The organism is Marinobacter sp. es.048, from assembly GCF_900188435.1.
GTDB lineage: Bacteria > Pseudomonadota > Gammaproteobacteria > Pseudomonadales > Oleiphilaceae > Marinobacter.
The window spans coordinates 1,153,282-1,175,516 of record NZ_FYFA01000002.1 but is presented as its reverse complement, the minus strand read 5'-3'; the positions used below and the strand labels follow the sequence as shown (position 1 = coordinate 1,175,516).

Below are 22,235 nucleotides of genomic sequence, written 5' to 3'. Positions count from 1 at the left end.
TTTTGGCATCATTTCAGCTCTGTTAGCTTTTTGTGTAGAGGTGATTTGTTCACCCCTTTAGCTACGAACCCCGTGACGCCGGAGGGTTTGCTTTCCCAGATGATCCGGGCTGCGGATTCTGTCGGGAAACGTCCAAATATGCAAGCCCCGGTTCCGGTTAATCTTGCAGGTCCGAATTGTGAAAGCCATTCCAGGCTCTGGTTAACCTCAGGATACAGTTTTCGAACTACATCCTCACAGTCGTTTCGGTACCTCGAGGCGTCTCCCTCAAAAGCGGGCGCTATTTTGATTCTCGGGGTGTTCCTTGTCAACCCTTGCTCGGAAAAAATCTTGCCAGTGTTTATGTTACAGCCAGGCTTGATAACAACGAACCAGTCCTCCGGCGGATAAGCGTTGGTCAGTGTTTCACCAACCCCTTCGCCGAAGGCTGAATGGCCGCGAACAAAAACGGGCACATCGGCGCCCAGGCTCAGGCCGATCTCGGCGAGCTCGTCGTTGCTGAGGTCGAGCTGCCATAGGTGCTTCAGTCCGAGCAGGGTTGTTGCGGCGTTGGAGCTGCCGCCGCCAAGACCGCTGCCCATGGGCAGCCGTTTGGTGATTCCGATGGTGACCCCGGGCAAATCGCCCCCAACCCGTTCAAGGAGAGCTCTGGCCGCACGAATGATGAGGTTGTCCTCGTCGTCGACACCGGGAACAGGCTCCGCGAGCCTCACGCCTGGCTCGCCGGGTGTCAGGGTAAAGCTCAGGTCGTCGCCATAGTCGAGAAACTGAAAAAGGGTCTGAAGCTCGTGATAGCCGTCGTCCCGGCGCCCGACAATATGTAGAAACAGGTTCAGTTTGGCCGGTGCCGGTAGAATCAGATCAGGCGTCACTCGGGGCTCTCCTGCCAGTCGCTGACCACCACACGGACCCGCTTTTCCTCTTTGAGGGCGGTAATCCTGGCGGGCAGCGCAGGGTAACTGGAGAGGAAGGTCTGCCACCGGTCATAGCGGATCTCCCAGCCGTTCTGGCGGATGATCGCCAGGGTGCCCTGATCATCAAACAGCAGGCGATAATCGCTGGCGGGTGATGGCAGGCCCCGAATCCACCAGGTCAGGTTCTCCAGGGGCAACTGCCAGCCCGTGGCGGCCTCGACCAGCGCTTCCGGCTCGCCCGAGCGGTAAGTTTCGCCATTCGGGAGGGTCAGCTCAATAAAGCCTGGGACCCCTTTGAGGGTTGTGCTGCCCATCCCGAGGAAGGAGGAGGAGAGGGCCAGGTCGTAGGCTTCGCCGTCCTGAACCCAGTGATTGATGATGGCGGTTCCGCTGTCGGATGGCTGGCGGACGGCCAGCTTCCCGGACAGCTTCCAGTGGTCAAGCTCGCCAAGACTCGCTGCGCGAGTGGTCCAGTTCGCGGGGGGCTGGTCTGTCATGCCTTCCGGCAATGGGTCGATCTGGATCGTGGTACAGGCGCCGAGGGTGGCAAGCATCATCAGTACTGCCAGGGTTCGGGCCAGTTTCATTCCGGCTCACCGTCGTTGGTCAGCCGGTCTATGGTTTCTCTGAGCATTTCGTGGTCGCTGTCCTGCTCCAGGCCCTCCTGCCAGATGATTCGGGCCTGTTCTTCGGCGCCGTTCATCCAGAGCGCCTCACCATAGTGGGCGGCAACTTCCGGGTCCGGAAAGGCTGCCCAAGCACGGGAAAGGTAGTCGAGCGCGGGCTCGATCTGGCCTTCGAGGAACAGAACCCAGCCCATGCTGTCGAGGATGGCCGGGTTATCCGGGTCCAGTCGAAGTGCTTTCTCGATATAGCCGCGGGCTTCCCTCAGCCTGTCCGTCCGGGTGGTCAGGATGTAGCCCAGGGCGTTCAGGGCAATGGCGTTTTCGGGCTCCTGCGTGAGAATCTGCTTCAGATCGGCTTCGGCATCGGCAGGCTGCCCGATGCCGTCGTACAGCATTGCCCGGGCGTAGCGGATCTCAATATTGTCCGGATGTTCTTCCAGAGCTTCCGTTGCGGTGCTCAGGGCTTCTTTTCGCTGTTCCTGATCCAGCAGCAGGTTTACCTCCAGCAGCCAGAAGTTCTCTGCCTGCCGGGGGTTGGCCTCACGCAGTCTGCGGATGCGGTCAATGGCGTCCTCAAGCTGGCCGTTCCCAGCCAGCAGGGAGCTGGCGCGGGCCAGGGCCGGAAAGTAATAATTGCCCTGTTCCACGCTCTGGTAATAGCCAATGGCCTGCTCGGTATTGCCGGCCTGGTCCTCAATGCGGCCCAGATAATAATTGGCTTCGCTGGTATGATGGCCCTGTTCGGCCAGCTGTGTCAGCTCTTGCCGCGCCATATCGGTCTGGCCATTCTCAAGGGCGACCAGTGCATGGGAGAGTCTAAGGCCCGGGGTGTCCGGGTGGCGCTTGACCAGTCTTGCGAATTCATCCTGGGCTGCCTGTAATTCGCCCTCGTTAATCAACATTCGGCCGTAGAGGGTGCCCATCTGTCGGTTGGCCGGAAAGCGGCGGGTGTTTGTCAGCAGGTAATCCAGCGCGCGGCCTTTCTGGCCCGTCTGGTAAAGCAGGTCGCCCTTGAGGATGATGGCGGGCTGGAAGTTCGCGTTTTCCTGCAGCAGTGGTTCAAGTCTGTCCAGGGCTTGTTGCGGCTGCCCGGTTACTTTTAATAGCAGCGCGATGCTGTATTCCAGTTCCGGGTTGTCGGGGTGGCGGTCGGACATTTCGTTATAGAGAGCCAGAAGCTCCTGCTGTTGCTTTGGCGGCAGATTGGCAGCCATGGCGGCCAGGCTATCAAAGTCAGCATCGCCGCCCTGATCCATGATCCGTTCCATGTGATGGATGGCGGTCTGGAGGTCGTTGCCTTTTACCGCCTGGATTGCAGAGATCCTGTGGGCCTGGAGGTTATCCGGATCGATTTCCAGCCATAGCTCTGCCAGCTGCTTCTGGGCATTATCGCCGTTCAGGGACTGGGCAATTCGCATGGCCCGCTCAATCACTACCTGGTCACGGGACTGTTTGGCAGCCTTCAGGTAGTTCACCAGGGTGATGTCGTAGCGTCCGCGCTGGGCCGCGACTTCGGCAGACAGCAGCAAATAGAGGGTTTCGGGCTCGAAATCGGCGTATTCAACCGGTGGCTTTGGCTCCGTCTTGCTCTCAGTGGCGGCTGTTTCGCCAGGAGCAGGCGCTTCCTCAGTGCCGGTGAGGCTGGCACATCCTGCCAGTGTGAGGCCAAGCAGGCAGGTAACCAGAAACGGTACGGACTTGTGCATGCAACTTCCCATGGTCTGTCGAAAACGCAACAAAAATAACCACGCTCCAGCCCCTTTTTTTGAGGTAGATCGGGTCCCGGCCTCAGCCGAATCCCTATAATGGCATAAGCGTCTGATCTTGCCCAACCTGTCCGCACTTGCCGAAGCTGTGGCGGTTTTGGGTGGCAGCTAAGGCCGCTGACCGTTAAAATGTCCGGTAATTGCGCGCATCTGCACCGCTCATCGGCAAAAGGTTGTACAACCACGAAATGGCACTGCTCACGCTGGGAATCAATCATCGCACGGCCCCCGTTGAATTACGGGAGCGGGTGGCGTTTACGCCCGAGCGCATGGCGGAGGCGTTTGCCGAGCTTCGGGCGACCTCAGGTGCCACCGAGGCTGCGATCCTGTCTACCTGCAATCGGACCGAATTGTACCTGGCCGGCGATGACGACTGCGCGCCGATGGTGCTTCGCTGGATGGCAGGCTTTCATGGTATGGACGCCGCGGAACTGGAAGAGGCGCTGTATGTGCATCGCGACGGTGATGCTGTGCGGCACATGATGCGGGTGGCCGCCGGCCTGGATTCCATGGTGCTGGGCGAGCCGCAGATTCTCGGTCAGCTGAAAGATGCCTATACCCTGGCCAGGGAGCACGGCGCCAGTGGCTCGTTCCTGTCCCGGCTGTTCGAGCATACCTTCTCGGTTGCCAAGCGCGTACGGACCCAGACCGCTATTGGTGAGAACCCGGTCTCCGTTGCCTATGCAGCGGTGAGCATGGCGCATCATATCTTTGCCGACATGTCCCGCAACAAGGCCTTGCTGATAGGTGCCGGCAAAACCATCGAGTTGGTGGCCCGGCACCTTGCGGATGCCGGCGTGAAGGATTTTCTGGTGGCCAACCGTACCCTTGAGCGGGCGCAGGCACTGGCGGAATCACGTGGTGGCAAGGGCATTGTGCTGTCCGAGATCCCTGAGCACCTGACCGATGTCGACATCATTATTTCGTCCACCGCGAGTCCACTGCCGATCCTGGGCAAAGGCGCCGTTGAACGGGCATTGAAGAGGCGCAAGCACCGTCCCTATTTTATGGTGGACATTGCCGTGCCCCGGGATATCGAGCCGGAAGTGGCCTCGTTGGACGACGTCTATTTATACACGGTTGACGACCTGCGCCAGGTTATCGAAGAGAATATTCGCTCCCGGGAGGGTGCTGCCCGGGAAGCAGAGAATCTGGTGGCGTCCGGGGTGCAGGATTTCCTGAATCAACTTCGGGCTCTGGACGCGGTGTCCACTCTCAAACAGTTCCGTCAGCGCGCCGAAGTGCTGCGCGATGCGGAAACCGAAAAAGCCCTGCGCGCCCTGCGCAACGGCACAGATCCGGAAACCGTGCTGCGCAGTATGGCGCGCGGCCTTACCAACAAACTCCTGCACGAACCCTCTGTGCAGGTTCGCAAGGCCACCACAGAAGGTCGCACCGAGGTGACAGAGTGGCTGCGTGAGTTGCACCAGCTGGATGCACTGGACGCGGACACGACGACTACCCCGGAAAAATTATGAAGCCATCGATCCAATCCCGCCTCGAGCAGCTTACCGACCGCTTCGAGGAAGTCAGCGCTTTGCTCAGTGATTCTTCCATTATTTCCCAGCAGGACAAGTTCCGGGACCTCTCCCGGGAGTTCGCCGAGATTGAGCCCATTGTTCATTGCTTCCAGGCCTGGCAGCACTCCCTGGATGACATCGAGGCTGCGCGCGAGCTGGCGAAAGATGGCGACGCCGATATGCGGGAGATGGCCGAGGAAGAACTGCAACTTGCCGAGCAGAAGAGCGAGGAACTCGATGAAGAGCTCCAGCGCCTGATGCTGCCGAAAGACCCGAACGACGGCAAGAACGTATTCCTGGAGATTCGCGCCGGCACCGGTGGTGACGAGGCTGCCATTTTTGCCGGCGATCTGTTCCGGATGTATCTGCGCTATGCCGAGCGCCAGCGCTGGCAGGTGGAGGTTCTGAGCGAGAGCGAGGGCGAGCACGGCGGCTTCAAGGAACTGATTGCGCGCGTGGCAGGTGACGGCGTATACGGTGCCCTGAAGTTTGAGTCTGGAGCCCATCGGGTGCAGCGTGTTCCGGAAACCGAATCCCAGGGCCGGATCCATACCTCGGCCTGTACCGTGGCGGTGATGCCCGAGGCCGATGAGGCCGAAGCCATCGAGCTCAACAAGGCGGATCTGAGGGTAGACACTTTTCGTGCGTCAGGTGCTGGCGGCCAGCACGTCAACAAGACCGATTCGGCAATCCGGATAACGCATTTGCCAACGGGTATCGTGGTGGAATGCCAGGAAGAGCGTTCCCAGCACAAGAACCGCGCCAAGGCGTTGAGCCTGCTGGCCTCTCGGCTTCAGAATGCCGAGACCGAGCGGCAGCAGAAGTCCATGGCAGAGACACGCAAGAGTCTGGTGGGTAGCGGCGACCGTTCCGAGCGCATCCGCACGTACAACTTTCCCCAGGGGCGGGTGACGGATCATCGGATCAACCTCACCCTTTATAAGCTCGACGAAGTGATCGCCGGTGATCTGGACGCCGTTGTCGTGCCTTTGCAGCAGGAACACCAGGCCGAGCTGCTCGCCTCCCTTGCTGATGACCAGTAAACCCTCACTGACCTGTGAAGCCCTTTTGACGGAGGCATCCAGCCGAATTGATAGTGATTCGCCCAGGCTGGATGCCGAACTGCTGCTGAGCCACATTACGGGGCTGAGTCGGACCAGTTTTCGGGCCTGGCCGGAACGCGAGGTCGCTAAGGCCCAGGCAGAGGCCTTTGCGGCAATTGTGGAGGATCGGGTTTCTGGCAGGCCGGTGGCGCATTTGTTGGGGCAGCAGGAGTTCTGGTCACTGCCGCTGAAAGTCAGTGCCTCCACCCTGATTCCAAGACCGGATACCGAATGTCTGGTGGAAGTCGCTCTGGACTTGCCGTTGCCACAGCAGGCCAGAGTGCTGGATCTGGGGACGGGCACCGGCGCCATCGCCCTGGCTCTTGCCAGTGAGCACCCCGAGTGGCAGGTCATCGCATGCGATGCTGTGGCTGACGCAGTCGCGCTTGCTCGTGACAATGCCGATGCGCTTGGTCTGATAGTTTCTGTGGTTCAGAGCTCCTGGTTTTCAGAGCTGAAGCCCGGTAGGTTTGATCTGATCGTCTCCAATCCACCCTATATTCCAGATAATGATCATCACCTGACGGAAGGCGATGTTCGGTTCGAGCCTGCCTCGGCCCTGGTATCCGGCAATGATGGTCTGGATGACCTCAGGCTGATTGTGAATGAGGCGCCGGACTGGCTGGTTGAAGACGGATGGCTTCTGGTTGAGCATGGTTTTGATCAGGCCGGGGCCGTGGCAGGGTTGTTTCATGCTCGCGGGTTTCAAGACGTTGAAATTCGACAGGATTATGGCAACCGGGATCGGATGACACTTGGAAGATGGTGTTCTGGCGACGCGGCCCATCATACGGCGTCCAACAGGGGAGAGACAGATGCTCAGTGACGACGAATTATTGCGCTACAGCCGGCAGATCCTGATGCCGCGGTTCGATATTTCCGGCCAGGAAAAACTGCAGTCGGCCAAGGTTCTGGTAATCGGTGCCGGCGGCCTGGGGTGTCCTGTCGCTCTGTATCTGGGCGCCGCAGGTGTCGGGACTCTAACTCTTGTGGATGATGACAATATCGAACTGGCCAACCTCCAGCGCCAGATTGGTTTTGAAACCGCGCAGTTGGGTGAATCGAAAGCTGAAAGCCTTGCTGATCGGATTCGGCGGATCAACCCGCTGGTGTCTGTAGCCGCCCTTAATCAGCGTCTGGAGGGTGACGCCCTGTCGCGGAAGGTTGAAGAGGCCACCCTGGTCGTCGATTGTACGGATAACTTCAACACCCGGTTCGCCCTGAACCGGGCCTGCGTATCGGCGAAGGTGCCCCTGGTGTCCGGTGCTGCGATTCGTGGTGAGGGACAGGTTTCGGTGTACGACAGCCGGCGTGAAGAAAGCCCCTGTTACCACTGTCTGTATCCAGAGCAGGGCAATGAGGATCTGACCTGTTCAGAGGCGGGGGTGATTGCGCCCCTGGTAGGGATGATTGGGGCGACTCAGGCGATGGAAGCTATCAAGGTGATTTCCGGAGTGGGGACGTCGCTGGTTGGGCGGTTATTGATTCTGGATGCCTGGGAGATGCAGTGGCGGGAGATGAAGCTGGCGAGGGATCCTTCCTGTCCGGTCTGTTCTGGCTGACTTTGGAGCGGGCGGGTTTGCGAGTTTGCGGGCTGCAGTGCCCTGTTTTAGCCCGCCTCGTTATCTACCTCAGTTTTTCAATTCCTGAAATTTTGCGATCGCCTCTTTCCTGCTCTCTTTCAAATCAACGATCTGCCGCGGATATCCTTTCGGAATAACACCACCTTTCGCCCCCGGATCATGAATCCGTTTGCTGTCCAGTTTGGCCAGTGATGGTAGCCATTCCCGGATGAAATCGCCATCGGGATCGAATCGCTCGCTCTGGGTGACCGGGTTGAAAACCCGAAAGTAGGGGGCGGCGTCGGTGCCGGTGGAGGCGCTCCATTGCCAGCCGCCGTTGTTTGAGGCCAGGAAGCCGTCAATCAGTTTTGACATGAAGTAGGCTTCGCCCAGGCGCCAGTCGATGAACAGGTTTTTGGTGAGGTACATGGCGGTGATCATGCGCAGGCGGTTGTGCATCCAGCCGGTCTGGTTGAGTTGGCGCATGGCGGCGTCGACGATGGGGACGCCGGTGTTGCCGGCCTTCCAGGCTTCGAACCTGTCGCCCGGGGTGTTCCACTCGAGGGTTTCGGTTTCCGGCTTGAAGGCGCGATGCATACTGACCCTGGGGTAGTGGTACAGGATGTTGATGTAGAAATCCCGCCAGGCGATTTCGGTAATCCAGGTCCCCAGGCCTTCCTGGTTGCCGCCTGCGCCCTGTGCCTGTCTGCCGGCTATCAGGCACTGCCGGCCTGAAAGAACGCCGTTGGCGAGGTAAGGGGATATCTGGCTGGTGCCGTCGATGGCCGGGAAGTCCCGCTTTTCCTTGTACGCACCGCCGCGCTTTTCCAGGAAACGTTCGAGTTGGTCGTGAGCTGCGCTTTCACCGGTTGCAACGAGAGGCTCGGGAGCGTCTCGAAAGGCCTCAGGAATGGTGTCGATCTGTTCCGGGCTTACGGCGTTACCCCTGGCTTTGGGAGCTGGAAAAAGACCCGGATGGGTTTCGTCTATCCAGCTGCGCCAGCGCCTCGAAAACGGTGTGAAGACCGAGTAGGGCTCGTTCTGTTGAGTGAGGATCTCGCCCACTGGTGCAACTGTCTGGTCGCGGTATTTGCGAACGGCAATGCCGAGTTCATCAAAGCGGTGTTTCACCGCCTTGTCGCGTTTGCGCTCGTTGACGCCATACTCCTCGTTGAAGTGCAGCGCTGTCACCTTGTGCTCTTCACAGTGGCCCTGGAGTTTACCAATACTGTCCTCGAAGCGCCTTGCGTGAATAAAGGACAACGGTATGCCCAGTTTGGCCAGCTCTTCGGCCAGGGCGTTGGCGTGGGCGACGACGAATTGCACCCGGGCCGGCGACCAGTCGTGCTCCTGCCATTGGTCCGGGATGAGAATAAAACAGGCTCGCACGGCTTCGCCGCCCTCGCAGGCGGCTGTGAGGGCGGCGTTGTCGGCAACCCGTAGATCGTTTCGGAACCAGACCAGTTGTGTCATCCGTAATCCATAGTTGTCTGAGAATTGATGTAAGTGTAATTACAGCCCGGTGTTTCAATAAAATCACCAACTTGGATATTCGCCCGGGCTGGCTGATTGGATTATAGTTAAGACACTTTTACAGCAATTCGGCCGGCCGATCTTGAAGGAGTTCTGTGGCGGGAATGGAGAACGATACCGAAGGTCGTCGTGATGGCGTATGGGCTCAACCGTATTCTCTGGCTTCCGGGCAAACCCAGTTTCATCAACTCGGTCACATTCGTTTATGGGCCACCCTGCTGGATCAGGAATGGCAGATTCGTTCCGAAGCGCTTGAACTGGACACTGATCCGGCCAGTTGGACAGAAACCATCGGCCACAGCCTGCCTTCGGCTTCTGTGCCGCTGCAGCGTTTCATCCGGGAAAACCAGTCGTCCACGGTCACGTTTCTGCCCGCGCTCGCCAACCTGCCCACCGTGATTCGGCCTTTCCAACCACTGACCATACCGGCCGGCGGCCGCTGCACTATCTATGTGGGAACCCTGGTCTGGATGAAGGTCTGTGTGGGGGACAAGCAAACCGTGTTGACGGAAATCCCCCTGGCGTCGCCTTCGATGACCTGGGTGGGCAGAAATACCATGGAGGGCGAGCTTTGTTATACCTCTCACAGTTTTGCCAGATTGGTGCTTGAGGCTGTGCCAAAACGTCCGTGGCGAGCGGTTACGCCGGTCACCCTGATCAACCGGCGGGAGCAGCCCCTGCTGCTTGAGCGTTTCAGCCTGCCGACGCCGCTGCTCTCCCTTCATCAGAACGAACTTGGCCAGTTGTGGACGCCGGGAGTGACCGTCGAGGTGGAGACCGATATGAATTCAGCCAGTCTGCATGTGGAGCAGTCTTTGCTGGCTGCAGCGGGCGCCTGCCGGTATGTGGCGGATGCCCGGGAGAAAATGGCCCGCGGCCGACTAGTCCGGGCGTTTGACCGGATGTTTGGCTGAAATGGATCTGACGGAGTCGACACTTTGCTGGAAACAATAGAAACAGGCCTGATGAAGGTGTTCACCGATATCGCCTGGGGGCAGTGGATCAGTTCCGCTTTTCTGGTGGTGCTGGGCCTTTTTCTCGGTTCCCTGGCGGCCCGGAGTGTCGGCCGTTTCATGGCGCAGCGCACGTCCCGCCACCATACCGTTATGGTTCGGCGGCTGGTGTTTTATGTCATTGTGGTTCTGTTCTTTGTGGCAGCCCTGCGGGAGGCCGGGTTCTCCCTCGATGTGGTGCTCGGAGCCGCCGGTATCCTGACCGTAGCCATCGGCTTTGCCTCTCAGACCTCGGCATCGAACATGATTAGTGGCCTGTTTCTGCTGGTGGAAAAACCCTTTGAAATCGGGGATTTCATAGAGGTGGATGCAACCATTGGCGAAGTGGTCGGCATTGATATGCTCAGCGTGAAATTGCGTACACCAGACAATCTCTACGTGCGGATCCCCAATGAAACCCTGATCAAGACACGGGTGGTAAACCGTTCCCGGTTTCCGATACGCCGGCTCGACCTGACCGTTGGGATTGCCTACGCTGAAGATGTAGAGCGCGTAGAAAGCCTGCTTCTGGATCTTGCGGAAAAGAACCCGGTCTGTCTCGAAGAGCCCAAGCCGTTCACGCTGGTAACAGCGTTTGGCCCGTCCTCTGTGGACCTCCAGTTCTCGTACTGGGTGCCCAAGGAGAAAGTGCTCGAGGGTCGAAGCGGCATGATGGTCGCGATCAAGAAAACCCTGGACCGGGAAGGCATTGAAATTCCGTTCCCCCACACCAGCGTTTATGCGGGTAGCCATTCAGAGCCGTTCCGTGTTCAGCTATTGGGGCCGGAACAAATCACTGAAAAGGATCTCCCGGATGTCGACAAAGACAGCTGAAGTTATCAAAACCATCGCACCGACCCCTGCCGAGAACAAAATGAGTCTTGGCTGGCGTGAATGGGTGGCGCTGCCGGACCTGGATATCAGCCGTATCAAGGCGAAAATCGATACCGGAGCCAGAACTTCCTGTCTCCACACGTTCCGTACCGAGCCTTACACTGAGAATGGCGAACGGCGCGTGCGCTTCTGGGTGCATCCGGTGCAGAACGATCTGCATCAGGTTGTGGAGTGCGATGCTAGGGTGCTGGATGAGCGAAACGTCTCCGACTCCGGCGGCCACAAGGAAATGCGCCTGGTCATCGAAACCACGCTGCTGATTGGCGGCCAGAAATGGCCCATTGAAATGACATTGACCAACCGGGATTCCATGCGGTTCCGGATGCTACTGGGCCGTACCGCTATGTCCGGGCGCTCACTGATCTATCCCGAAGCTTCCTATCTTGCCGGTGAGCCGGCCCTAAGGACTGAAAAATGAAGATTGCGATATTGTCGCGAAACCGTCACCTCTATTCGACCCGCCGTCTCGTGGAGGAGGGCATCAACCGAGGCCACGAAGTAAAGGTCATCGACTGCCTTCACTGCTCCATGAACATCACGTCCGCCAATCCACAGATTCATTACCATGAGGAAGTGCTTGAGGATTTCGATGTGGTGGTCCCCCGAATCGGTGCGTCGGTCACCTTCTACGGTACGGCGGTATTGCGTCAGTTCGAGATGATGGGGGTGTTCCCCGTCAATGAATCCGTTGCCATTACCCGCTCCCGGGACAAGTTACGCTCCCTGCAGTTGCTGGCCCGAAAAGGCGTCGGGATGCCGGTGACCGGTTTTGCCAACAAGCCGGACAACGTGCCGGAATTGTTGAAAATGGTGGGCGGTGCACCGGTGGTGATCAAGCTGCTTCAGGGCACCCAGGGTATTGGTGTGGTGCTGGCGGAAACCCGCAAGGCCGCGGAGAGTGTGATTGAGGCCTTTATGGGTCTGAAAGCCGATATCCTGGTGCAGGAATTTATCAAGGAAGCCGGCGGCGCCGATATCCGTTGCTTCGTCATTGGCGACAAGGTGATTGCCGCCATGAAACGCCAGGGTGCCGAAGGCGAGTTCCGGTCCAACCTCCACCGGGGAGGCAGTGCTTCTCTGGTGCGGATAACGCCGGAAGAACGGCGTACCGCCATTACTGCCGCCAAGTCCATGGGACTGAACGTAGCCGGTGTCGACCTGTTGCGTTCCAGTCGTGGCCCACTGGTCATGGAAGTGAACTCATCCCCCGGCCTTGAGGGCATTGAGAATGCCACCGGAAAAAACGTTGCGGGCATGATCATTAACTGGACCGAGAAAAACCAGAAGCCCTGGAAAACCCGGACCAAGGGGAGAGGCTAGAACATGGCCCGTGCTCCTTTTGAAATTGCCGGTACCCAGGTAAAGGCCGGCACCCGGCAAACCGTGGAGGTTCCGGTCGCCAAGCTCTACACCCACACGCCACTGCACATTCCCGTTGAGGTTGTTCACGGTCGGCGGGACGGTCCGGTATTGATGGTGTGTGGCGCCATCCACGGTGATGAGATCAACGGTGTTGAGATCGTCCGCCGGGTGCTGACCAATTCGGCTTTGCGTCACCTTCGGGGCACTCTGGTAGCCGTGCCAATCGTCAATATCTTCGGATTTGTGCAGCGCACCCGATACCTGCCGGACCGGCGGGATCTGAACCGCTGTTTCCCTGGCAGCGAAAGCGGATCTCTGGGCGGGCGCATTGCCTATTTGCTGCGCACCCAGATCATGGAACGGGTTACCCACATCATCGATTTGCACACCGGGGCGGTTCACCGGTTCAACTTGCCGCAGATCCGGGCCGAGCTGAAAAACCCGGAAACAGTGCGCATGGCCGAAGCCTTTGGTGCACCCATCATTATCAATGCCGGATTGCGGGAAGGCAGCCTCCGGGCCTACGCCGATTCACAGGATATTCCGGTGATCACCTTCGAGGGTGGCGAGGCGCTGCGCTTCGATGACGTAGTGATCGGCAGCGGTGTGAAAGGGGTGATTCGGGTCATGCGTGAACTGGAAATGATCCCGGCGAAAAAAGGGCCCAAGGCACCGAGAAAACGGTCTGAAACCGCCGCCAACTCCCAATGGGTGCGAGCGGATATCGACGGGATCATGCGCCCTGTTGCCCGCTTGGGTCAGAAGGTGCGGAAGGGGCAGCGCCTGGCCATGGTGGCGGACCCCTTCGGCGAATCGGAAACCGCGGTGGTGTCACCCTGTTCGGGTATTGTTATCTGCGTGAACAACTTGCCACTGGTGAACGAGGGCGAAGCCATTTACCACGTCGCACGGTTTGACGAGCTCAGCGAGGCGGAAAAGGCCATGGATTATTTCCGCAGCAGCTACGAGGGCGATGTAGGCGACGATGTGGTTCCCGTTCACCCGTGGGATGACCGGCAGAAATAATCGAGAGGACAGCCATGATCTGGGATCAGTCGATTATCGAGTTGGCGCCGCTACCACGAGGCTTTCATCTGGTTACCAATGAAATCCTTGCCCAGGCGCCGGACCTTACCAACTGTGAAGTCGGTTTGCTGCAACTGTTCATCCAGCATACCTCTGCTTCTCTGGCGGTGAACGAGAACGCAGACCCGGATGTGCGGGGCGATCTGGAGCGTCACTTCAATGTCATGGTGCCGGAGAATGCGCCGCACTATGAGCACGTAATGGAAGGGCCAGACGATATGCCGGCCCATATCAAAAGCATCCTGATCGGCCCCTCGCTGACCCTTCCGGTCAGCCATGGTCATCTGGCGCTGGGAACCTGGCAAGGGCTTTACCTCTGCGAGCACCGGGACCGGGCCGGTAGTCGTCGTATTGTGGCGACTCTTCAGGGCCGCTGGTAGTTCCGGTTCTTGATCGGCCATCGCTGCCCGCGTAACAGCAACAAATTTTTACCTGCGTTGTTACAGGCCGGAAACAAACTACGCAGTATCATCAATGACAATTTCGGCGGATTTTTCGTAGCCTTACCGACTTTTCGCGCCGGGCCGCCCGGCTGACCGATCGCTCAACCTCAAAGACTACCAGCCATGAAAAATCTGACCATCCAGACACGGGTGCTTTTGCTGGCCCTGGTGCCAGTGATTGTGCTCACGGCATTCCTGACAAGCTATAACCTGAATCAGGCCGGATCTATTGGCGAGGAAGCTGTTGCCGGCTTCTCCTCCGACATGGAACAAAGCAAGCGGCAGGAGTTACAGAACTATCTGGCTGTGGCCAAGTCCTCCATCGAGCATCTCTACAATCAACCCGGATCCGCCGACGATCCGGAGGTTCGCGAAAAAGCCTGGGAGATCTTGCGACAGCTCCGCTTCAACGATTCCGGAAGCACTGGTTACTTCTTCGTCTATGACACCAAAGGTGTCAACGTCATGCACGGCGTCAACCAGTCTCTGGAACGCCGGAACCTGTGGGACTTCCAGGACCCGAACGGAACCTATCTCATTCGTGAGCTGGTAAAGGCTGCGCGCGGTGGAGGTGGCTACGTTCCTTATGGTTGGAAGAACAGCGATACAGGGGAAGTAGCGCCGAAACTGGGTTACGCAGAAATGCTGCCCAAATGGGGCGTCATGATTGGTACTGGTTTCTGGATTGATGGTCTCGAGACCCAGGTCGCGGCAATGGAAAACCAGGTGGGGAATTCACTTGAGGACGCCGTGATCGGTTCAGTCAGCACATCACTTGTCGCATTGGCGCTGATCGTCCTGCTTGCCCTGATCGTTGTCCGCAGCATTATTCGCCCACTGAAATCGGCCGTCTCGGCAATGAATGATATTGCCAGCGGTGATGGCGACCTGACCCGGCGTCTCGACGTCTCCGGCAAGGATGAGCTTGGACAGTTGGCGACTGCCTTCAACAGTTTCGCCGACCAGGTGCACGGACTGGTTGAGCGCGTGCTGTCGTCTACCCGTACGCTGAACGAGGCTACGGCTGACCTGAATCAGGTCATGGCTGAGGCGGAGCAGGGTGTCGAGCGACAGAAATCCGAGAGTGATCAGGTGGCAACGGCGATGAACGAGATGACCGCAGCTGCCCAGGAGGTTGCAAGCAACGCGAGCGAAGCCTCCACGGCCGCCGATCATGCCAATGGACAGGTCTGCGATGCACAGGGCCTGGTACACCAGGCCACTGAGGTCATTGGCGGCCTCTCCGAGCAGGTGGGAGAAGGCGTTCGGGTTATCGAGCAGCTTGGTGCTGACTCTCGCCGGATCGACAGTGTGTTGGAAGTCATTTGCGAGATTGCTGACCAGACCAATCTGCTGGCCCTGAATGCGGCGATCGAAGCGGCGCGGGCCGGCGAGGCCGGTCGGGGCTTTGCCGTGGTCGCTGACGAGGTACGGACGCTGGCTCGCCGAACCCAGCAGAGTACCCAGGAAATCCAGGACATGATTGAGCGCCTGCAATCGGGTGCGGGCAACGCGGTCAAGCTGATTGGCTCAATCAGTGAGCGCAGTGAAGCGACAGTCGAAGAAACCCGCCAGGTGAACGAGGCGCTGCAGCGTATTGGTCAGGCAGTGGCAACGATCACGGACATGAATACCCAGATTGCCAGTGCCGCCGAAGAACAGACCAGTGTTTCCGAGACCATCAATCATAATGTGCATGAGATTGTCGCGATAACCGAACAGACGGCGCAGGGAACCCGCCGGGCCGGCGATGCGACTCAACGCCTGAGGAACCTGGCGTCCGAGATGTCGGACCTGGTAAATCGCTATAGGGTGTAGGCACTATTGATTAAACGCAAAAGGGACAGAACGCGGGTTCTGCCCCTTTTTTTCGCTTTTAAAAGCTCGCTAACGTCAGAGATTGGCCTCGGCAAACTCTGCCAGCAGCGAACGTGGAACGCCCTGCAGATGAATATGGGCGCCGTGGCGGAAACGCTTGAACCGCTCGGTCATGTAGGTGAGGCCCGAACTCAGGGCACTCAGGTAGGGTGTGTCGATCTGCGCAAGGTTGCCCAGGCAGATAACCTTCGACCCGTTACCGGCCCGGGTAATGATGGTCTTGATCTGATGGGGCGTCAGGTTCTGTGATTCATCGATGATGATGAGGCTGTGCTGGAAGCTGCGGCCCCGGATGTAGTTCATGGATTTGAAGTGCAGGGGCACCTTGCTGAGGATGTAGTCGACGCTGGCGGTCATGTTCTCGTCGTCCTCGTGGAGCGCTTCCAGGTTGTCGACGATGGCGCCCAGCCAGGGCTCCATTTTCTCGGCTTCAGTGCCGGGCAGGAACCCGATGTCCTCGTCGAGGCCCTGGGTGGAGCGGGTGGCAATAATACGCTTGTAGAGCTTGCTGGCCACCGTCATCTCGATACACGCAGCCAGCGCGAGGATGGTTTTACCCGAGCCGGCGGAGCCGGTGAGGTTGACCAGGTGGATGTCCGGGTCCAGGAGCAGGTTCAGCGCCATTGCCTGGTAGATGTCCCGGGGAACCAGACCCCAGACTTCCTCGTTCATCAGGTCGTGCTGGTGCAGGTCCTTGATGATCAACTGGTCGTCGGAGAGGTCCACCACCTTGCCGACAAAGCCCATCTGATCGATGACAAATTCATTGATGTTCAGCTTCGCCAGTTCGCCCTCCCGCTTCAGGATATGTTCTGTCGAACCCTCCCGCTGAACGGTTTCCACCTTCTCGATGGTGTCCCAGAAGGAGTTGGGGAATTCCCGATAGCCTTTGGGCAGCAAATCAATATCGTCGAGCAACTGATCGTTGTGGTAATCCTGAGCTTCGACGCCGAAGCCCCGTGCCTTGAGGCGCATGTTGATGTCTTTCGATACCAGGATGATATCCCGGGATTTGTGGCGGTTCTGGAGCGCGGCCAGGGTGTTGATGATCTTGTTATCGTTCAGGTGCTCTGGCAGCGAATGGTTGCCGCTGTCACCGGTGCTCATCAGGATCGAAAGAGTGCCCAGGGGTTCAGCCTTCTTGCCACGCACGATGGGAACACCTTTCTCGATCACCTTCGGACTGGCATCGCCCAGCAACTTGTCGATGTTGCGGATGGCCTGGCGGCAGTCAGCGGCCACGGCCTGTTTGCCGGATTTGAGGCTGTCGAGTTCTTCGAGGACCGTCATCGGGATGATGACATCGTGTTCTTCAAAGTTAAGGAGGGCGTTGGGGTCGTGGATCAGGACGTTGGTGTCGAGGACGTACATCTTTCGGCGAGCTTGCGGTGCTCTGGGCATAAGTGGCGCTACCTCTCTGGTGGCTCAGTCGTTATCGGCGCAGCGTTGCGTGAGTCCCTCATCCGAGATCACTTTCAGCATATCGTAAGTCGTTATGATGCCGGTAATTTTTGAATCATTGGTGACAAAGATCCGGTGCAGGTGCTCGCGCATCATGATATCGGCAATGTCGCGCACCGGCGTCTTCTCGTCAACCGATAAAACGATGGGGGTCATGATGTCGCGAACTTCCACCGGCACCTTGCCCATTTCCTCAAAGATCACCATCCGCAGGCGTCGGGCTTCTTCCCGTTCTTCGGGGGTCAGATGCCGGTCGGCATCGGAGCGCGTGGCGTTCCAACGGAATTCGGTGATGTCTTTCAGAGTGGCAATACCGACAATTTCGCCGTCGTCATCGGTGACGGGGCTGCCGGTTATTTCATTGCCGGTGAGGAAGCGGGCCAGCCGGTCCATGGTCCAGGACTGGGGGACGGCCTTGATGCTGGGTGTCATGATCTCGTAGGCGAGAACGGTCATTGATCTGGGCTGCCTTCTGAAGTCCTTTTGCAAAGCTTAGCGCGTGATACAGTGCGCGTCATCCTTTCACAAGTCGCAGGGCTCAGGGAGTGGCCAGTTGAATACTGGTCAGTTGGCCTTGCTCGTCGTAAATCAGCCGGTATCCCTGGTATTTTTCTTTTGCGGCTACCCGTTCCAGCTCTTCCATGGACCGCACGGGAATATCTACCAACAGGGAGTTCACCAGCCAGCCCGGTAGCGAACCATTGGGGTCCGTGTGCTGAATCCAGACCATCCTGGTCCTGTCCCCCTCTGGCGTGAATCGGTACAGCGTGTCTGACCGGTCGACTCTTACCCGGCTGCCATTCTCCGCCCGCTGATCGGGCATGGCGTTCAGGTCCATGACAACCTCACCGGATGCCTGATCGCCGCGGGTACGGATACGCAAGACGTAGTCACGGTCAGTAACCGGCCAGGGCATGTCGTTCACGGAATAGGCAAAGCGATCGTGGAACTCGCCATCACCGAAGGCATAGGATTCGGTGCAGTTGTGCACCCACTCGACACAGGAACCGGGGTTGGCCATGACGGCCATCAGGTTTTCGATGGGCGCATTGAGCACCGCCACGGCCTTGAATGCCTTGAAGCTGGAGCCTGGCTGCTCGATGGTATAGACCCGGATGTGATCGGCTTCCTTGCGTAGTGTCCACGCCTCGTCGCTTTCACTGGGCAGTTCAGCCCGGGCACTGGCGGCAACGGCAAACACCAGCAACGCACAGACCAGCCCACTGATCACCGAGGCCCAGCCCGTAATGCCATGGGCTATGCTCTTTCTCATAGGGTACACTTCCTTGCAGATGGTGGGCCGAGTCTAGCATGGGGCTTTTGCCGGCATGGCCACGGAAGCAGTGGATTGTGAACCAGGTAGCGACCTGTTGATTTGGTAACCGAAATTGGCCCGATCTGACGACGACTATGACCATTAAGAAACTTATCAACGGCAAAGGGCAGGTGATTCCGGGACTGCTGGATGAACCGGTAGAAGAGATCAACTACCTGGACTATGACCTGCGTACGGTGATGGACCGTCCGCGTTCAAAGTTGGCAAGACGCTGGCGGTTTAACCAGTTCCAGTTTGTCAGTGCCATGGGCCCGGGTTGGGTGTTTGGTCTGGCGGTGGTGGATCTGAAACTGCTGGGCAGCGGATTCTTCTATCTCTATGACTTCGAGACCGGCCAGATGATGGAGCAGTCGTTCCTTCAGCCATTAGCCAGGCAAACCTGCATTGAGCCACGGCCAGAGGAAGGGGTGACAAGGTTCAGCAAGGGCGAGGTAGCGGTGCGAATTGCGCCTTCCGCGGATGGCCGGACAATTACGGTCTCGGCCCCTGGAGGTATTCGTATTGAACTGACGCTTTCAGAGGATCGGGACCCGCTCCGGCTGATATGCCCGGCCGGCTACAATGGCTGGGTATTTACCCGCAAGTCGGCAGGCTTGCCGGTGGCAGGGGAAGTGCGCTGGGATCATCGTATCTGGCGCTGCGACGAGCAGACTCGCGGATCCATCGACTGGAGCTGTGGCTTCATGCGCCGGGAAACGGCCTGGAACTGGGCCTGCCTGGCCGGCCAGCTTGCAGATGGCCGGTCCGTGGGGTTGAACCTGGCCGCAGGGGTCAATGAGACGGGAATGACGGAAAATGCGCTCTGGCTGGATGGTGTCTGCCACAAACTGGGCGCAGCAAGGTTCCGTTTTGATCGCTATCAACCAGGCGGCGACTGGCATGTGAGCACCGAGGATGGTCGGGTCGATCTACACTTTGTCCCCGCCGGTGTGCGCAAGGAGAAACTGGACGCCTGGGTACTGGCATCCAACTTCCGGCAGTACGTGGGCTCGTTCAGCGGAACGGTGACGGATGAGGCTGGCGGAAAAATTGAGGTTAAAGGTCTGCGGGGCCTGATGGAAGACCACTTTGCGAGGTGGTAAGAAATGGCCTGTCCCACCCGGGACAGGCCAGATAAAATGGGTTATCGCTCCGGTAGCGTGACGTTCAGCTCCAGTACCGAGCAGCTCTCGTTGCGGTCTACCTCAACCTGAACCATGTCGTCGCTGATCTGAACGTACTTGCGAATGACTTCCAGCAGCTCCTGCTGCAGCTGGGGCAGGTAATCCGGCTGCTCGCGCTGGCCACGCTCGTGGGCGACGATGATCTGCAGGCGCTCTTTGGCAACGCTTGCGGATTTGTTTTTCTTGCCCTTGAAGTAATCGAGGAAACTCATCCCTTAGCCTCCCTTGAACATCCGTGAGAAGAAACCTTTCTTCTGGGACGTCATGAAACGGTGTTCCCGTTCCTCACCCAGCAGGCGTGCGACTGCGTCTTCATAGGCCTGGCCGGCATCGCTGTCCTCTTCGAGGATAACGGGCAAGCCCTGGTTTGACGCATTCAGTACAATCTGGCTTTCGGGAATGACACCCAGCAGCGGAATCGCGAGGATCTCCTCGACATCCGCCACGGACAGCATCTCGCCCTTATCAACCCGGGAGGGGTTGTAGCGGGTCAGTAGCAGGTGCTCCTTGACCGGATCCTGCCCCATTTCGGCCCGGCGGGATTTGCTCTGAAGAATTCCCAGAATGCGATCAGAATCCCGGACTGAAGATACTTCGGGATTGGTGACCACAATCGCTTCATCGGCGTAATACAGCGCCATCAGGGCGCCATGTTCAATGCCAGCCGGGGAGTCGCAGACGATGTAGTCGAACGTCTCGGAAAGCTCGTTGATGACCTTCTCGACGCCATCTTTGGTCAGTGCTTCTTTTTCCCGAGTCTGGGAGGCCGGAAGGATATAGAGGGTATCGACCCGCTTGTCGCGGATCAGAGCCTGGTTCAGGGAGGCTTCTCCCTGGATCACGTTTACGAAGTCGTACACCACGCGACGCTCGCAGTTCATGATCAGGTCCAGATTGCGCAGGCCCACGTCAAAATCGATGACCACTGTCTTGTGGCCCCGTTTGGCAAGGCCGGTGCTGATCGAGGCGCTGGTGGTGGTTTTGCCAACGCCGCCCTTTCCTGAGGTAACGACAATAATTCTAGCCAAGGTTCTGTTCCTGTTTCTCGGTGGATTCGTCGTGTCTGCCGAATTATCCGGTCAAGTTATTGTATTCAGCTCCAATATCAGGCCTTGTCCAGTGGCGTTACCACCAGCAGGTCGTCCCTGAGCTGGATCTGCACAGCGCTTTTCCAGCCATTGTCCTGAAGATCTTCGGAGATTTTATAGTGTCCCGCGATGGACACAAGCTCCGCTTCCAGGGATTGGCAGAAAATCCGTGCGGACTCTGCGCCGTGGATGCCCGCCAGCGCCCGTCCCCGAAGGGGGCCGTAGACGTGGATGTTGCCGGCTGCAAGCACCTCAGCACCTGCCTGCACCGGTGCCAGAATGACCAGATCGCCTTCCGGAGCGTGGACCTGCTGGCCGGAGCGCACTGGCTGAGAGATGATTTTTGCCGGAGGTGGATCACCTGCACTGCTCGTCGGCGCGGCAACATCCGCGGTTTCTGCTTCTTCCGCGACCGCCTGTTCGGCCTCATGGGCGCGATCACGCTGCCCGTTGCCAGGCAGCAATGCCAGAGCAGCCCCCCGGGCCAGGCGGCGCTGATCGTCGGAGCCACCGCGCACGCCAATGACGTGGATATGATTGCGTCGACAGGTGCCGATAATCTTGAAAAAATCCAGTTCACTGTCCAGCCCCTGGTATTTCTCAAGGCTGATGATCAGCGGAATATCCTTGAAGAACCCGGGTGCCTGGCTGATCTTGTCTCGCAGTACTTCTTCAAACTCGCTGTCGTCAAAGTAGTAGAGCTCCAGGGCTGTCATGGACACGCTGGCGCTTTTAAGCTGAAAACCCTGTTTTACCCCGGAGGTGGCGGTATCGCTCATGAAGGAGTCTCTTCCCTGGTCATGTTGTCGGTTGGGTTCGGTCGCTGCCGGAGCGGCATGCCTTCGAATCGGATGCCTGACCATCCGGTGCTTATGAACTGGCGGATGTTGCCATGGCTCTCGCCAGCAGGATCGTCCAGAACCTGCTGGTAGTGCTCGGCAAACAGTTTGAGCGTGTCTACTTCACTCAGATTGCAGTACTGTCCCAGACCAAAGATCCGGCAGGACCCGGCGTTCTCGCCCTCCGCGTTCACCAGTGGGCCGTTGCGGAAGCCGCAGGGCTGGTACTCGAAGTGCTGTTCGATCAGTGCCAGAGAGTCTTTGAAGCTGGCATGGCCAGCGTCCAGGGATGCCAGGTGAATTCTAACGGCATCATTGACACTCATTATTTGTGTTCCTGCTTGGGGCCTGTCTGGTAGAGCGCCTTCCAGTCCTCGTACGGCATGCCGTAGATTTCTTCACGGGCCTGGGGGTCTGAAAGTTCAAAACCGCGCTCATTCGCTTCTGCCAGATACCACTTGGAGAGGCAGTTACGGCAGAAGCCTGCCAGGTTCATCAGGTCGATGTTTTGCACATCGGTGTTATCACGCAGATGCTTGACCAGTCTACGGAAGGCTGCGGCTTCAATTTCGGTGCGTTCTGCTTCAGGAATCGGGTTGCTCATGATGGCCTCGCAATGGTTGGTGCGCCGGTTGTTGGGGGTTCCTGACATTCTCTGCATGTTAGCTT

Annotated in this window: 24 protein-coding genes; 12 read left to right on the top strand and 12 right to left on the bottom strand. The window is 58.3% G+C overall.

Features of this window, described 5'->3' with window-relative positions; genetic code table 11:
* Window positions 1-8: 8 nt before the first annotated feature.
* The 3 genes from ispE to CFT65_RS16430 are packed head-to-tail and all read right to left on the bottom strand — an operon-like array spanning window position 9 to window position 3,246.
* Entirely contained in the window at window positions 9-872 is an 864-nt protein-coding gene (ispE, locus tag CFT65_RS16440) for a 4-(cytidine 5'-diphospho)-2-C-methyl-D-erythritol kinase (protein WP_088829132.1), read from the bottom strand.
* Window positions 869-1,501: a lipoprotein insertase outer membrane protein LolB gene (gene lolB / locus CFT65_RS16435; protein WP_088829131.1), complete on the bottom strand. Its 633-nt coding sequence runs from the start codon at window positions 1,499-1,501 to the stop codon at window positions 869-871. The genes ispE and lolB overlap by 4 nt, the downstream gene beginning before the upstream one ends.
* Window positions 1,498-3,246, bottom strand: a complete 1,749-nt coding sequence (locus tag CFT65_RS16430) for a tetratricopeptide repeat protein (RefSeq protein ID WP_088829130.1) — start codon at window positions 3,244-3,246, stop codon at window positions 1,498-1,500. Before CFT65_RS16430 ends, lolB begins: the two co-directional genes overlap by 4 nt.
* Window positions 3,247-3,494: 248 nt before the next feature.
* Here CFT65_RS16430 and hemA point away from each other — a divergent pair, with 248 nt between their 5' ends.
* From hemA to CFT65_RS16410, 4 genes are read left to right on the top strand one after another with little or no spacing between them, the layout of a single operon-like run.
* Window positions 3,495-4,784, top strand: a complete 1,290-nt coding sequence (gene hemA, locus CFT65_RS16425) for a glutamyl-tRNA reductase (protein ID WP_088829129.1) — start codon at window positions 3,495-3,497, stop codon at window positions 4,782-4,784.
* On the top strand, window positions 4,781-5,869 hold the full coding sequence (gene prfA / locus CFT65_RS16420; protein ID WP_088829128.1) for a peptide chain release factor 1: 1,089 nt from the start codon (window positions 4,781-4,783) through the stop codon (window positions 5,867-5,869). Before hemA ends, prfA begins: the two co-directional genes overlap by 4 nt.
* Window positions 5,859-6,755 (top strand): peptide chain release factor N(5)-glutamine methyltransferase, encoded by an 897-nt coding sequence (prmC, locus tag CFT65_RS16415; RefSeq protein ID WP_088829127.1) that lies wholly within the window; start codon window positions 5,859-5,861, stop codon window positions 6,753-6,755. The genes prfA and prmC overlap by 11 nt, the downstream gene beginning before the upstream one ends.
* Window positions 6,745-7,491: a molybdopterin-synthase adenylyltransferase MoeB gene (locus CFT65_RS16410; RefSeq protein WP_088829126.1), complete on the top strand. Its 747-nt coding sequence runs from the start codon at window positions 6,745-6,747 to the stop codon at window positions 7,489-7,491. Before prmC ends, CFT65_RS16410 begins: the two co-directional genes overlap by 11 nt.
* 69 nt (window positions 7,492-7,560) lie before the next feature.
* Here CFT65_RS16410 and phrB read toward each other — a convergent pair whose 3' ends face one another.
* A complete protein-coding gene (gene phrB / locus CFT65_RS16405; RefSeq protein ID WP_088829125.1) occupies window positions 7,561-8,964 on the bottom strand; it encodes a deoxyribodipyrimidine photo-lyase in 1,404 nt (467 codons plus the stop codon).
* A gap of 164 nt (window positions 8,965-9,128) precedes the next feature.
* Here phrB and CFT65_RS16400 point away from each other — a divergent pair, with 164 nt between their 5' ends.
* The 7 genes from CFT65_RS16400 to CFT65_RS16370 all read left to right on the top strand — a co-directional run bounded on the left by CFT65_RS16400 (window position 9,129) and on the right by CFT65_RS16370 (window position 15,619).
* Window positions 9,129-9,938 (top strand): hypothetical protein, encoded by an 810-nt coding sequence (locus tag CFT65_RS16400; protein WP_088829124.1) that lies wholly within the window; start codon window positions 9,129-9,131, stop codon window positions 9,936-9,938.
* Window positions 9,939-9,989: 51 nt separating this feature from the next.
* Window positions 9,990-10,850, top strand: a complete 861-nt coding sequence (locus tag CFT65_RS16395; protein WP_088829594.1) for a mechanosensitive ion channel family protein — start codon at window positions 9,990-9,992, stop codon at window positions 10,848-10,850.
* A complete protein-coding gene (locus tag CFT65_RS16390; RefSeq protein ID WP_088829123.1) occupies window positions 10,831-11,328 on the top strand; it encodes an ATP-dependent zinc protease in 498 nt (165 codons plus the stop codon). Before CFT65_RS16395 ends, CFT65_RS16390 begins: the two co-directional genes overlap by 20 nt.
* Window positions 11,325-12,230: a 30S ribosomal protein S6--L-glutamate ligase gene (gene rimK, locus CFT65_RS16385; RefSeq protein ID WP_088829122.1), complete on the top strand. Its 906-nt coding sequence runs from the start codon at window positions 11,325-11,327 to the stop codon at window positions 12,228-12,230. Before CFT65_RS16390 ends, rimK begins: the two co-directional genes overlap by 4 nt.
* Window positions 12,231-12,233: 3 nt before the next feature.
* Window positions 12,234-13,298, top strand: coding sequence for a succinylglutamate desuccinylase/aspartoacylase family protein (locus tag CFT65_RS16380; RefSeq protein WP_088829121.1), 1,065 nt, complete (start codon window positions 12,234-12,236; stop codon window positions 13,296-13,298).
* Between the two features lie 14 nt (window positions 13,299-13,312).
* Window positions 13,313-13,738: a secondary thiamine-phosphate synthase enzyme YjbQ gene (locus CFT65_RS16375; protein ID WP_088829120.1), complete on the top strand. Its 426-nt coding sequence runs from the start codon at window positions 13,313-13,315 to the stop codon at window positions 13,736-13,738.
* 186 nt (window positions 13,739-13,924) lie between these two features.
* Window positions 13,925-15,619 (top strand): methyl-accepting chemotaxis protein, encoded by a 1,695-nt coding sequence (locus CFT65_RS16370; protein ID WP_088829119.1) that lies wholly within the window; start codon window positions 13,925-13,927, stop codon window positions 15,617-15,619.
* A gap of 75 nt (window positions 15,620-15,694) precedes the next feature.
* On the opposite strand, the gene CFT65_RS16365 is transcribed toward CFT65_RS16370, so the two are convergent.
* The 3 genes from CFT65_RS16365 to CFT65_RS16355 all read right to left on the bottom strand — a co-directional run bounded on the left by CFT65_RS16365 (window position 15,695) and on the right by CFT65_RS16355 (window position 18,413).
* Window positions 15,695-17,080: a PhoH family protein gene (locus CFT65_RS16365; RefSeq protein ID WP_041644998.1), complete on the bottom strand. Its 1,386-nt coding sequence runs from the start codon at window positions 17,078-17,080 to the stop codon at window positions 15,695-15,697.
* A gap of 24 nt (window positions 17,081-17,104) precedes the next feature.
* Window positions 17,105-17,596: an HPP family protein gene (locus CFT65_RS16360; RefSeq protein WP_088829118.1), complete on the bottom strand. Its 492-nt coding sequence runs from the start codon at window positions 17,594-17,596 to the stop codon at window positions 17,105-17,107.
* Window positions 17,597-17,678: 82 nt separating this feature from the next.
* Window positions 17,679-18,413: an START domain-containing protein gene (locus tag CFT65_RS16355; RefSeq protein WP_088829117.1), complete on the bottom strand. Its 735-nt coding sequence runs from the start codon at window positions 18,411-18,413 to the stop codon at window positions 17,679-17,681.
* 137 nt (window positions 18,414-18,550) lie between these two features.
* Between CFT65_RS16355 and CFT65_RS16350 the strand changes: the two genes are divergently transcribed.
* Window positions 18,551-19,558, top strand: coding sequence for a DUF2804 domain-containing protein (locus CFT65_RS16350; protein WP_088829116.1), 1,008 nt, complete (start codon window positions 18,551-18,553; stop codon window positions 19,556-19,558).
* Window positions 19,559-19,599: 41 nt separating this feature from the next.
* Here the strand turns inward: CFT65_RS16350 and minE are convergent, their stop codons facing one another.
* From minE to CFT65_RS16325, 5 genes are all read right to left on the bottom strand, one after another.
* On the bottom strand, window positions 19,600-19,851 hold the full coding sequence (gene minE / locus CFT65_RS16345) for a cell division topological specificity factor MinE (RefSeq protein ID WP_064227083.1): 252 nt from the start codon (window positions 19,849-19,851) through the stop codon (window positions 19,600-19,602).
* Window positions 19,852-19,854: 3 nt separating this feature from the next.
* Window positions 19,855-20,667, bottom strand: a complete 813-nt coding sequence (minD, locus tag CFT65_RS16340; protein WP_088829115.1) for a septum site-determining protein MinD — start codon at window positions 20,665-20,667, stop codon at window positions 19,855-19,857.
* Between the two features lie 77 nt (window positions 20,668-20,744).
* Window positions 20,745-21,506, bottom strand: a complete 762-nt coding sequence (gene minC, locus CFT65_RS16335) for a septum site-determining protein MinC (RefSeq protein WP_088829114.1) — start codon at window positions 21,504-21,506, stop codon at window positions 20,745-20,747.
* The gene (locus tag CFT65_RS16330; protein ID WP_088829113.1) at window positions 21,503-21,892 is read right to left on the bottom strand and encodes a HopJ type III effector protein; all 390 of its coding nucleotides are present in this window, start codon (window positions 21,890-21,892) and stop codon (window positions 21,503-21,505) included. Before CFT65_RS16330 ends, minC begins: the two co-directional genes overlap by 4 nt.
* A complete protein-coding gene (locus CFT65_RS16325) occupies window positions 21,892-22,170 on the bottom strand; it encodes a DUF1244 domain-containing protein (protein WP_088829593.1) in 279 nt (92 codons plus the stop codon). The genes CFT65_RS16330 and CFT65_RS16325 overlap by 1 nt, the downstream gene beginning before the upstream one ends.
* Window positions 22,171-22,235 lie beyond the last annotated feature (65 nt).